9 protein-coding genes, 2 rRNA genes and 1 pseudogene are annotated in these 10,883 nt (G+C 72.5%); 2 read left to right on the plus strand and 10 right to left on the minus strand.

The window, feature by feature from the left end:
* Positions 1–383 precede the first annotated feature (383 nt).
* From recN to ACZ5WC_RS15875, 4 genes are all read right to left on the minus strand, one after another.
* Entirely contained in the window at positions 384–2,129 is a 1,746-nt protein-coding gene (gene recN / locus ACZ5WC_RS15860; protein WP_468541325.1) for a DNA repair protein RecN, read from the minus strand.
* A 106-nt stretch (positions 2,130–2,235) separates the two neighbouring features.
* On the minus strand, positions 2,236–3,141 hold the full coding sequence (locus ACZ5WC_RS15865; RefSeq protein ID WP_096632203.1) for an NAD kinase: 906 nt from the start codon (positions 3,139–3,141) through the stop codon (positions 2,236–2,238).
* Complete coding sequence (locus ACZ5WC_RS15870; protein WP_096632201.1) at positions 3,138–3,953, minus strand: TlyA family RNA methyltransferase; 816 nt, start codon at positions 3,951–3,953, stop codon at positions 3,138–3,140. The genes ACZ5WC_RS15865 and ACZ5WC_RS15870 overlap by 4 nt, the downstream gene beginning before the upstream one ends.
* Positions 3,954–3,960: 7 nt before the next feature.
* Complete coding sequence (locus ACZ5WC_RS15875; RefSeq protein ID WP_468541326.1) at positions 3,961–4,281, minus strand: hypothetical protein; 321 nt, start codon at positions 4,279–4,281, stop codon at positions 3,961–3,963.
* 42 nt (positions 4,282–4,323) lie between these two features.
* Here ACZ5WC_RS15875 and ACZ5WC_RS15880 point away from each other — a divergent pair, with 42 nt between their 5' ends.
* Positions 4,324–4,671 carry an SCP2 sterol-binding domain-containing protein gene (locus ACZ5WC_RS15880; RefSeq protein ID WP_468541327.1) on the plus strand — a complete coding sequence of 116 codons (348 nt, stop codon included), beginning with the start codon at positions 4,324–4,326 and terminating at the stop codon, positions 4,669–4,671.
* A gap of 122 nt (positions 4,672–4,793) precedes the next feature.
* Here ACZ5WC_RS15880 and ACZ5WC_RS15885 read toward each other — a convergent pair whose 3' ends face one another.
* A complete protein-coding gene (locus ACZ5WC_RS15885) occupies positions 4,794–5,594 on the minus strand; it encodes an ABC transporter ATP-binding protein (RefSeq protein WP_468541328.1) in 801 nt (266 codons plus the stop codon).
* Positions 5,595–5,791: 197 nt separating this feature from the next.
* Positions 5,792–6,823, minus strand: coding sequence for an HAD hydrolase-like protein (locus tag ACZ5WC_RS15890; protein ID WP_468541329.1), 1,032 nt, complete (start codon positions 6,821–6,823; stop codon positions 5,792–5,794).
* 70 nt (positions 6,824–6,893) lie between these two features.
* On the opposite strand from ACZ5WC_RS15890, the gene ACZ5WC_RS15895 reads away from it, so the two are divergent.
* Positions 6,894–8,186: a DUF1015 domain-containing protein gene (locus ACZ5WC_RS15895; protein WP_468541330.1), complete on the plus strand. Its 1,293-nt coding sequence runs from the start codon at positions 6,894–6,896 to the stop codon at positions 8,184–8,186.
* Between the two features lie 77 nt (positions 8,187–8,263).
* On the opposite strand, the gene ACZ5WC_RS15900 is transcribed toward ACZ5WC_RS15895, so the two are convergent.
* The 4 genes and pseudogenes from ACZ5WC_RS15900 to ACZ5WC_RS15915 form a co-directional block, all read right to left on the minus strand.
* Entirely contained in the window at positions 8,264–9,016 is a 753-nt protein-coding gene (locus tag ACZ5WC_RS15900) for a tetratricopeptide repeat protein (protein WP_468541348.1), read from the minus strand.
* 693 nt (positions 9,017–9,709) lie between these two features.
* Positions 9,710–10,417 (minus strand): annotated as a pseudogene (locus tag ACZ5WC_RS15905) (tetratricopeptide repeat protein); the annotation flags it as partial.
* Positions 10,418–10,544: 127 nt separating this feature from the next.
* A 5S ribosomal RNA gene (rrf, locus tag ACZ5WC_RS15910) occupies positions 10,545–10,661 on the minus strand.
* Positions 10,662–10,772: 111 nt separating this feature from the next.
* Positions 10,773–10,883: ribosomal RNA gene (locus ACZ5WC_RS15915) — 23S ribosomal RNA — on the minus strand; the annotation flags it as partial.

A 10,883-nucleotide genomic window follows, 5' to 3' on the forward strand; every position in this document is an offset into this window, starting at 1 on the left:
TCACGGGTGAACATCGCGTCGCACTGTTGCCGCCGGTCGCCGTCCGTCACGGCGCCACCACGCCGACGGCCGGCACGGCGAACGCCCCGGCCGCATGTGCCCGGGCCGGACACGGGCGGCGATCCCGGCGGCGACGCCGAGCGCGGCCGCCGGTCCGGCGTACAGGGTGACGGTCCGTCCGGCGCGGTCGGTCCGCCGCCGGGGGGGGCATCCGTGCGGCGGCTCAGCGCCGCCTGCACCTTGCGGCCGCCGAAGCGGCAAATCCCGCACCGACGCAACCTGCGACGGCGGCCCTCACCACGTACTCACCCAAGAGGGATGCGTGGATACGCCTGCGGGGCCGGGCGGGGAAGCCCCCCGTCCGACCCCGCCGAGCGTCAGCCCTACCCGTGCTTGCGCGCCGTGGCGAGCAGCTCCTCCGCATGGGCGCGGGCCGTCTCCGAGTCCTCCTGGCCCGCCAGCATCCGGGACAGCTCCCGGACCCGGTCCTCGCCCTCCAGGACGGTGACACCGCTGCGGGTCACCGAGCCGTCCACGGTCTTCTCCACGAGCAGCTGCCGGTCGGCGAAGGCCGCGACCTGCGGCAGGTGCGTCACGACGACCACCTGCGCGGACCGGGCGAGCTTGGCGAGGCGCCGTCCGACCTCGACCGCCGCCTTGCCGCCGACGCCCGCGTCGACCTCGTCGAAGAGGTACGTGGGCACCGGGTCGGAGCCCGCGAAGACGACCTCCACCGCGAGCATCACCCGGGACAGCTCACCGCCCGAAGCGCCTTTGGCGATCGGCCGGGGCTGGGCCCCGGGGTGCGGGGCGAGCAGCAGCTCCACCTCGTCGGCGCCAGAAGGGCCGTACTGGACGCTGCGCCCGCCGATGTCGATGCCGGACTCCTCGTCCGCCGACTCGGTCTGCCGGATGGCGAAGGAGACCCGGGCGTGCGGCATGGCGAGCGAGGCCAGTTCCCCGGTCACCGCCTCCGCGAACCGGGCCGCCGCCTCCGTCCGCGCATCCGTCAACGCCTGCCCCAGCACAGAGAGTTCAGCCCGCAGCGCGTCCCGCTCGGCCGTCAGCTCGCCGATCCGCTCGTCGTCGCCCTCCAGCTCGGTGAGCCGGCCAGCACCCTCCTGCGCCCAGGCGAGTACGGCCGCGATGTCCTCGCCGTACTTGCGGGTCAGGGCGGTCAGCGCGGCCCGGCGCTCCTCCACGGCGGCCAGCCGCAGCGGATCGGCCTCCAGCTGGTCGGCGTACCCCGCCAGCTCGCCGGACACGTCGGCGATCAGGATCGAGATCTCCCCGATCCGGTCGGCCAGCGCGGCCAATGCCGGGTCATGGGCCCGGACCCCGTCCAGGGCCTGCCCGGCGGCGGCCACGACGGTCGTCGCGTCGATGCTCTCGGGGTCCTCGGGGTTGCCCGCCAGCGCGGTGTGCGCGAGGGAGGCGGCGGAGGCGAGGGCCTCGGCGTGCCCGAGCCGTTCCGCCTCGGCGGCCAGCTCGACGTCCTCGCCCGGCAACGGCTCGACGGCGGCGACCTCGTTCAGCCCGAACCGCAGCAGGTCCGCCTCCTGGGCCCGCTCCCGCGCCCGGGTGGTCAGCTCCTCCAGCTCAGCGGCCACGGCCCGCAGCCGCCGGTAGGCCGCCGCGTACTTGGCGTGCGGGACCTCCACGCCGTCCCCGGCGTACCGGTCCAGCGCCTGCCGCTGCCGAGCGGGCTTGAGCAGGCCCTGCTGGTCGGTCTGCCCGTGCACGGCGACCAGCTCGTCCGCCAGCTCCGTGAGGACCCCGACCGGCACGGATCTGCCGCCGAGGTGGGCCCGTGAGCGGCCCTCCGCCGAAACGGTACGGCTGATCAGCAGCGCACCGTCGTCGAGCTCCGCCCCGGCCTCCTCGGCCCGCAGCGCCGCCGCGTCGCCCTCGGACACCGTGATCCGGCCCTCGACGACCGCGGCCTTGGCCCCGACCCGTACGAGGGCGGGGTCGGCGCGCCCGCCGAGCAGCAGCCCGAGGCTCGTGACGACCATGGTCTTGCCCGCGCCGGTCTCACCCGTCACCGCGGTGAAACCGGGTGACAGCTCCACCACCGCGTCGTCGATGACTCCGAGCGACCGTATCCGCATCTCCTCCAACACGGACATGACCTTACGAGGTCCCGGGCCGCGCGCGCGACGGCCCCCGCTCCCGGATTCACTCTCCCGAGCGTTCCCGAGCGTTCCCGGGGGCCGCAGGGCATCGCGGGAACCGTCAGTGGGGCGCGCCTCGCCACCCCGACACGGGCAGCGCGAACTTCGCCACCAGCCGGTCCGTGAACGAGGCCTGGTGCAGCCGCGCCAGCCGTACGGGCACCGCCCCGCGCCGGACCTCGACCCGCGCCCCGGCGGGCAGCTCCACGGTCCGCCGCCCGTCGCACCACAGCACCCCGTGCGGGGTGTGCGGCTGGACCTCGACGGCGAGCACGGAGGACGGGGAGGTCACCAGCGGCTTGGCGAACAGGGCGTGGGCGCTGATCGGGACCATCAGCAGGGCCTCGACCTCGGGCCAGACCACGGGCCCGCCCGCCGAGAAGGCGTACGCGGTCGAGCCGGTCGGGGTCGCACAGACGATCCCGTCGCAGCCGAACCCGGTCACCGGCCGCCCGTCGATCTCCAGGACGACTTCGAGCATCCGCTCGGGCGACACCTTCTGCACGGCCGCCTCGTTGAGCGCCCAGTCGGTGTGCACGACATCGCCGTTGCTGTGCACCAGGACGTCGATCGTCATGCGCTCCTCGACCTCGTAGTCGCGGGTGACGACCCGGGAGACCACCTTGTCGAGGTCGTCGCGCTCCGCCTCCGCGAGGAAGCCGACACGGCCGAGGTTGACGCCGAGCATCGGCACCCCGGAGGCGCGGGAGAACTCCGCGCCGCGCAGCAGGGTGCCGTCACCGCCGAGGACGATCAGCAGCTCGCAGCCGTCCACGGCGGCGGGGCTGGTGTCCGTGACCGTCTCCACGGTGTCCGGGAGCGGCAGATCGGCCGCCTCGGTCGCCAGGACGCGCACGCCGAGCCCGTTGCGCAGCAGCCCCTGTACGACGAGCTCCGCGCTGCGGATCGCGGCCGGACGGCCGGTGTGCGCCAAAAGAAAGACTGTTCGTGCCGCATTCGTCGTCAACGAGGCCCCTCCACCACTGCACGGTCGACATCCGCGGGATCCAGCTCAGGTGCACCGGCCCGCAGCCACAGAAAGTACTCGACGTTCCCCGACGGGCCGGGCAGCGGACTGGCCGTCACCCCCCGCACCCCGAGGCCCAGCCCCCAGGCCCGGCGCGCCACTTCACGTACCGCCTCGGCACGCAGCTCCTCACTCCGCACCACCCCGCCGCTGCCGAGCCGCTCCTTGCCCACCTCGAACTGCGGCTTGACCATGAGAACCAGATCGGCGTCGGGCGCCGCGCACCGGGCGAGGGCGGGCAGCACGAGGCCCAGCGGAATGAAGGACAGATCCCCCACCACCAGGTCGACCGCTTCCCCGTCGATGTCCTCCAACGTCAACTCCCGCACGTTGGTACGGTCCTTGACGACGACCCGTTCATCGGACCGGAGCGACCAGGCCAGCTGCCCGTACCCGACGTCCACGGCGACGACCTGCCGGGCCCCGGCCCGCAGCAGTACGTCGGTGAACCCGCCGGTCGACGCCCCGGCGTCCAGCGCCCGGCGCCCTTCGACGGCCAGCCCCAGCGGGACGAAGGCGGCGAGCGCCCCGGCCAGCTTGTGCCCGCCGCGCGAGACGTAGTCGGGGTCGTCGTCGTCCTTGGTGACGACGATCGCGGCGGCCGTCTCGACCTGCGTGGCTGGTTTGGTCGCGGTGGTGCGGCCGACGGTGACCCGCCCCGCGGCGATCAGCTGACTCGCGTGCTCGCGCGAGCGGGCGAGCTTGCGGCGTACCAGCTCGGCGTCGAGGCGGCGACGTGCCACTCCTGCCACGTTCGGTTCAGCTCCTGTTGTCGTGCGTGTCGTACGCGGGTGTCGGTACGGGCCCGGGCGGCCCGGGTGCGGCCGGACGGGCGTCCAGCGAGGTCAGCGCGGACTTGAGCCCACGGTGTACATCCTCGTACACCTCGATGTGCCCGTCCGCCGGGAGGTGGTCCGCATCGGCCAGACGCTCCAGCGCTCCGTCGACCTCCGCCCGGCCGGTGGGGGTGCGTACGACCCCGAGGGGCGCGGGCCCGGCGGGCTCCCCGGTCGCCGACGCGTCCGGCTCCCCGGGCGTGCTCACGGGCGGCGTTCCCGTCTCCGGCATCCTGTCGCTCATGCCGAAACGCTACATCGACGGGCCGGTGTACCGTCGAGCACGATGGCGACCATGGCGGAGTGCCGCAGTGCACTGAGAAGACTTTCCGACAACCTCGCAGCCGCCGAGGGCGACGTGCGCAGCACCGCCGGCCTCGACCGCTCGCTGAGCTGTCACATCAAGGACCTCGACATCACGTTCACCGGCCTGCTGGCCGATGGGCGTATCCAGGTGCAGGACACGGTCGAGGGGCCGCCCCGGGAGAAGGCCGGGATCAGGCTCGCGATGACGAGCGACGACCTGGTGGCCCTGGTGGACGGCGACCTGAACTTCGCGAAGGCGTGGGCGTCGGGCCGCGTACGCCTGGAGGCGGGCTTCAGGGACCTGCTGAAACTGAGATCGCTGCTGTAGCGACAAGCGCGCCCGGCCGCACGTCCAAGGTCGGCCGACGGCGAAATCAAGCCCGTCCGGCGATGGAGGACAAACCGCCGACCAGGCGTCCCCGCGCGCCTCGGACGGCTGCTTCGCACGCCTCAGACGGCCACTTTCCGACTCTTCCGGGCCGCAGGCACGACGAGCGGCGTCCCCGTCTCCGGGTCGTCGATCACCTGGCACCGCATCCCGAACACCCGCTCCACCAGCTCGGCGTCGACCACGTCCGAGGGCGCCCCCTCCGCGACGATCGCGCCGTCCCGCATGGCGATGAGATGCGTGGCGTACCGCGCGGCGTGGTTCAGGTCGTGCAGCACCGCGACCAGCGTGCGCCCCTGCGTCTCGTGGAGCTCCGCACACAGATCCAGTACGTCGATCTGGTGCTGGATGTCGAGATACGTCGTCGGCTCGTCGAGCAGCAGCAGCGGGGTCTGCTGGGCCAGCGCCATGGCGATCCAGACCCGCTGGCGCTGACCGCCGGACAGCTCGTCGACGTACCGCTCGGCCAGCTCGGCGACCCCGGTCGACTCCATGGATTCCTGGACCACCCGCTCGTCCTCCGGCGACCACTGCCGCAGCAGCCCCTGGTGGGGGTAGCGGCCGCGGGCCACGAGGTCGGCGACGGTGATCCCGTCGGGGGCTATGGAGGACTGCGGCAGCAACCCCAGCGTGCGGGCGACCTTCTTGGCGGGCAGCTGGTGGATGGCCTGCCCGTCCAGCAGCACCTGCCCCTGGCTCGGCTTCAGCATCCGGGCGAGCGCGCGCAGGAGGGTCGACTTGCCGCAGGCGTTGGGCCCGACGATCACGGTGAAGGAGTTGTCGGGAATCTCCACCGAGAGGCTCTCGGCGATGACTCGCTGGTCGTAGCCGAGGGTCACCGATTCTGCGGTGAGGCGCTGCATGGTGGTACTCCCGGAGTTTGGTGAGGTGAGGTGAAGTGCGCGGCGCCGGGCACAAGCAGACCACCGAGCAGCACCAAGTTAGGTTAACCTATCTCCCTCTTCACGCCACTGGCCCCGGACCGCCGCCCCGCCCCCGCAACACCCCGCCGGGCAAGGAAAATCACGCGCGGGACAGCGGGCAGCGGCCGGGGCGCCGTTCAGAGCCCGAGTGCGGCGACAGCCTTCCCCGTCTCCAGCTCGCACCCGCCCGCACCGGCAGAAGTCCAGGCTGCCGCGCAGAGCGCCCGCAGTCCGTCGAGCGGGTCGCCCTCGCCCTCCAGGACCAGCGCGTCCCCGTGTACGGAAGCCCTCCACCCCTCGCACCGGTACGCCTCCCCGTCCCCCGTCACCTCGGGCTGCCCGGTCAGCAGCCCCCGCAGGTCCCGGTCCACATAGGTCGGCCGGTGCTGCGGCGGGGCGGCGAGCAGCTGGGCGGCGTCGGTCACCCCGGTCAGGACCAGCAGCGAGTCCACGTCCCCGTTGAACGCGCCCTCGATGTCCGTGTCCAGCCGGTCCCCGACGACGAGCGGCCGCTTCGCCCCGGTCCTCAGCACGGTCTCGCGGTGCATCGGCGGCAACGGCTTCCCGGCCAACTGCGGTTCGGCCCCGGTGGCGATCCGTACGACCTCGACCGCGGCCCCGTTGCCGGGCGCGATGCCCCGGGCGCTCGGAATGGTCAGGTCGGTGTTGGACGCGAACCACGGCAGCCCGCGCCGGATCGCGTAACTCGCCTCCGCGAACCGCCCCCACGCCAGGTCCGGCCCGCCGTACCCCTGGGCCACCGCGGCCGGGTCGTCGTCCGCCGACTCCACCGGCACCAGCCCGCGCTCTCGCAGCGCGACCCGCAGCCCCTCCCCGCCGATCGCCAGCACCCGGGCCCCCGGCGGCAGCTGATCTGCCACCAGCCGGGCGACGGCCTGGGCGGAAGTGATCACGTCGGAGGCCTCGGCCGGCACTCCCAGCTCCGTGAGGTGCTCCGCCACCGCGTCCGGAGTCCGCAGCGCGTTGTTGGTGACGTACGCGAGGTGCATGCCCCCGGCCCGTGCGGCGGCCAGCGAGTCCACGGCGTACGCGATGGCCTCCCCGCCCGCGTACACGACTCCGTCCAGATCGAGGAGGGCCGTGTCGTACGCCTCACTCAGCGCCGTACTGCTCCCCGACGGCCGGGACCTGTCCTGCTGGTGGCTCATATGGCTCGCTCCTCTTCCACGCTTCTGACCCGATCATCGCGTATGCCCACGGCACACATACGATGCCCTGATGAACACTTCAGGTCCCGACGCCGAGGGGCTGCGGCTGATCCCGTTCCGCGGACTGCGTTACGTGCCCGAGCGCGTCGGCAGCCTTGCCGCCGTGACCTCGCCCCCGTACGACGTGGTGGTCCGGCCGGACGGGCTGCATCACCTGGAGTCCGCGGATCCGCACAACATCGTGCGCCTCATCCTCCCCCAGGCGGACACGGCCCGGGAACGGCACCGGCAGGCGGCCGCGACCCTGGACCGCTGGCTGGCCGAGGGGGTCATCGCCGCGGACCCGGACCCGGTGCTGTACGTCTACGAGCAGCGCAACGACGAGATCCTCCAGCGGGGCCTGATCGGCGCTCTGGCGCTCTCCCCCGCCTCCGAGGGCATCGTGCTCCCGCACGAGGACGTCATGGACGACGTCGTGGCGGACCGCGCGGAGCTGATGCGGACGACGGGGGCCCATCTGGAACCGCTGCTGCTGACCTACCGCGGCGACGAGCGCTCCGACGACGGCACACCGACGGGCGCGGCAGCGGTGATCGAGCGCACGGTCCTGGGCGAGCCGCTGCTCGCCACCACGACGGAGGACGGCTTCCGGCACCGACTGTGGGCCGTGACGGACCCGGCCGAGCGGAGCGAGATCGAGACAGACCTCGCCCGGCACCAGGCGCTCATCGCGGACGGCCACCACCGCTGGGCCACCTACCTCCGGCTCCAGCGGGAACAGACCGCCCCCGGCCCGTGGGACTACGGCCTCGTCCTCCTCGTGGACACGGCCCGCCACCCCCTCCAGGTCCGGGCGATCCACCGGCTGCTGCGCGGTCTGCCGCTTTCCCGCGCCCTCGAAGCGCTGACCGGCCTCTTCCGCGTCACCCCGGTCGACGGACCGCTTCCCCGGGCGCTCGACGCGCTCGCCGACGCGGCGGCGCAGGGCAACGCGTTCCTCCTCGCGGGCGACGGCGGCTTCCACCTCGTGGACCGGCCCGACCCGGCGCTGCTGGCCAGGACCGTCCGGACGGACCGCCCCGACGCCTGGCGCACCCTGGACGCGACGGTCCTGCACTCCGCGCTGCTCGACGAGGTGTGGCGGATCCCCGACGCCCCCGAGCACATCGGCTACATCCACGATACGGCGGCAGCCGTCGAGCAGGCCGAACGCCTCGGCGCGACGGCGGTACTGATGCACCCGGTACGCGAAGAGGTCGTCCGGGACCTGGCCCGGCAGGGCGCCACCATGCCCCGTAAGTCGACCTCGTTCGGTCCGAAGCCGGCGACGGGCCTGGTCATGCGGAGCCTCACCGTCGGCTGACGCCGGACATGGCGAAGGGGGGCGGCACTCCGGCCGGAGTGCCGCCCCCCTTCGCCACCGCTTACGGATCTCTTCGCTTACTGACCCGTGACGGAACCGTCCACGGGGCCGTCCTCGCCGTCCCCACGGTCGTCGTCCCGCGCGGCGTCGCGGCTTTCGGCCGCTTCCCCGTCGAGACCGGCGAGACCGGCGACGTCGTCGGCCTCGTCGTCGCTGAGTGCGTCGACGAACTCCACACCGTCCAGCTCGGCCAGCCGGTCCGACGCGTCCGTCGCGCCGTCCTTGTCGGCCTCCATCGCCTTGCCGAACCACTCCCGCGCCTCGTCCTCGCGCCCCGCCTCCAGCAGGGCGTCGGCGTACGCGTAGCGAAGACGCGGCGTCCACGGCTGGACGGAGTTGGACGCCAGCTCGGGGCTCTGGAGGGTCACGATGGCGGCATCGATCTGGCCCATGTCCCGGCGGGCGCCGGCGGCCACCAGCCGCATCTCGACCTGCCCGGCCTTGTCCAGCTTCTGCACCTCGGGCTCACCGGCCATGGCCATCGCCCGCTCGGGCCGCCCGAGTCCACGCTCGCAGTCCGCCATGACGGGCCACAGCTCCACGGACCCGGTCATCCGCCGGGCCGCCCGGAACTCCGCGAGCGCCTCGGCATACTTCTGGGTCGCGTACGCCGCGAACCCGGCCGCCTCACGCACCGCCGCGACCCGCGAGGCGAGCCGGAGAGCGATACGGGCGTACGCATACGCCTGCTCGGGGTCCTCGTCGATGAGCCGGGCCACCATGACGAGGTTGCGCGCCACATCCTCGGCAAGGGTCTTCGGCAGGCTCATCAGCTCCTGGCGTACGTCCTTGTCGATCTCGTCGCCGGTGACGTCGTCGGGGATCGGAAGCCGCTTGATCGGCTCACGGTCCCGGTCGCGGTCGTCACGCCCGCGGAAACCACCACGGTCCCGGTCGTCACGCTGCCCGCCACGGTAGCCGCCCCGGTCCCGGTCCCGGTCGTCGCGGCGGAAACCGCCACCGGAACCGCCACCGCAGTTGTCGTCGCGCCGGAAGCCGCCGCCGGAGGGCCGGTCGTCGTCACGTCGCGGGCCGCGCGGCCGGTCATCACGCCGCTCGAAGCCACCACCGGGACGCCCACCACGGTCATCACGCTGCTGACCACCGCGATACCCACCACGGTCGTCATCACGACGGAACCCACGATCCCGGTCCCGGTCGTCGCGCCGGAAGCCGCCGCCGGAGGGCCGATCGTCGTCACGACGAGGACCGCGCGGCCGGTCATCACGCCGCTCGAAGCCACCACCGGAACCCCCACCGCGGTTGTCGTCACGGCGGAAGCCGCCGCCGGAGGGCCGATCGTCGTCACGACGGGGACCGCGCGGCCGGTCATCACGCCGCTCGAAGCCACCACCGGGACGCCCACCACGGTCATCACGCTGCTGACCACCGCGATACCCACCACGGTCGTCATCACGACGGAACCCACGATCCCGGTCCCGGTCATCGCGCCGGAAGCCGCCGCCGGAGCCACCGCCTCGATTGTCGTCACGCCGGAAGCCGGCAGGGCGGTTGTCGTCGCGGCGGAAACCGCCACCGGAACCGCCACCGCGGTTGTCGTCACGGCGGAAACCGGCAGGGCGGTTGTCGTCGCGGCGGAAACCGCCACCGGAACCGCCACCGCGGTTGTCGTCACGGCGGAAACCGGCAGGGCGGTTGTCGTCGCGGCGGAAACCGCCACCGGAACCGCCACCGCGGTTGTCGTCACGGCGGAAGCCGCCGCCGGAGGGCCGGTCGTCGTCACGACGGGGACCGCGCGGCCGGTCATCACGCCGCTCGAAGCCACCACCGGGACGCCCACCACGGTCATCACGCTGCTGACCACCGCGATACCCACCACGGTCGTCATCACGACGGAACCCGCCGCCGGAGCCACCGCCCCGATTGTCGTCACGGCGGAACCCACCACCGGAGCCACCGCCCCGATTGTCGTCGCGCCGGAAGCCACCATCACTGGGACGACGGTCGTCACGACGCGGCCCCCGGTCACGGTCGCGATCCCGGTCGTCGCGGCGGAAGCCACCGCGGTCGTTGCCACGGCTGTCGTTGTCACGTCGAGGTGCGCCGGAACCGGACCGGTCGTCACGACCACCGCGGTAACCGCCCCTGTCACCGCCGTCCCGGCGACGCGGCTCGCGCTCCGGACGGTCGTCGGGAGAGTTGGTGGACATGGGTGTGACTCCTGTCGTCGGGTACCACAGACATTCTCGCGCAGCCGACCTTCCGACGCGCTTCGACAAAAACAAAAGGACCCCTGGTCCCAGCGTGAACGCTGGGACCAGGGGTCCTTGAAAGATTGTTCGGCGGCGTCCTACTCTCCCACAGGGTCCCCCCTGCAGTACCATCGGCGCTGAAAGGCTTAGCTTCCGGGTTCGGAATGTAACCGGGCGTTTCCCTAACGCAATGACCACCGAAACCCTATCGGGTTCTAGCGAACAAGCACACTCTTCAATTAAGTAGTGAAACTGTTCAACCGGTGCGATAACTGTTCGCAACCCGGGAACAACACAGTGGACGCGAGCAACTGAGGACAAGCCCTCGACCTATTAGTACCAGTCAGCTCCACCCGTTACCGGGCTTCCACATCTGGCCTATCAACCCAGTCGTCTACTGGGAGCCTTAACCCCTCAAGAGGGT

It is taken from the genome of Streptomyces sp. NPDC033165 (assembly GCF_055577965.1).

What these genes read in the sequence shown, in the direction of transcription:
- recN (WP_468541325.1), bottom strand. Translation starts at nt 2,129, where the DNA reads ATGTCCGTGTTGGAGGAGATGCGGATACGGTCGCTCGGAGTCATCGAC.
- ACZ5WC_RS15875 (WP_468541326.1), bottom strand. Translation starts at nt 4,281, where the DNA reads ATGAGCGACAGGATGCCGGAGACGGGAACGCCGCCCGTGAGCACGCCC.
- ACZ5WC_RS15880 (WP_468541327.1), top strand. Translation starts at nt 4,324, where the DNA reads ATGGCGACCATGGCGGAGTGCCGCAGTGCACTGAGAAGACTTTCCGAC.
- ACZ5WC_RS15885 (WP_468541328.1), bottom strand. Translation starts at nt 5,594, where the DNA reads ATGCAGCGCCTCACCGCAGAATCGGTGACCCTCGGCTACGACCAGCGA.
- ACZ5WC_RS15890 (WP_468541329.1), bottom strand. Translation starts at nt 6,823, where the DNA reads ATGAGCCACCAGCAGGACAGGTCCCGGCCGTCGGGGAGCAGTACGGCG.
- ACZ5WC_RS15895 (WP_468541330.1), top strand. Translation starts at nt 6,894, where the DNA reads ATGAACACTTCAGGTCCCGACGCCGAGGGGCTGCGGCTGATCCCGTTC.
- ACZ5WC_RS15900 (WP_468541348.1), bottom strand. Translation starts at nt 9,016, where the DNA reads ATGAGCCTGCCGAAGACCCTTGCCGAGGATGTGGCGCGCAACCTCGTC.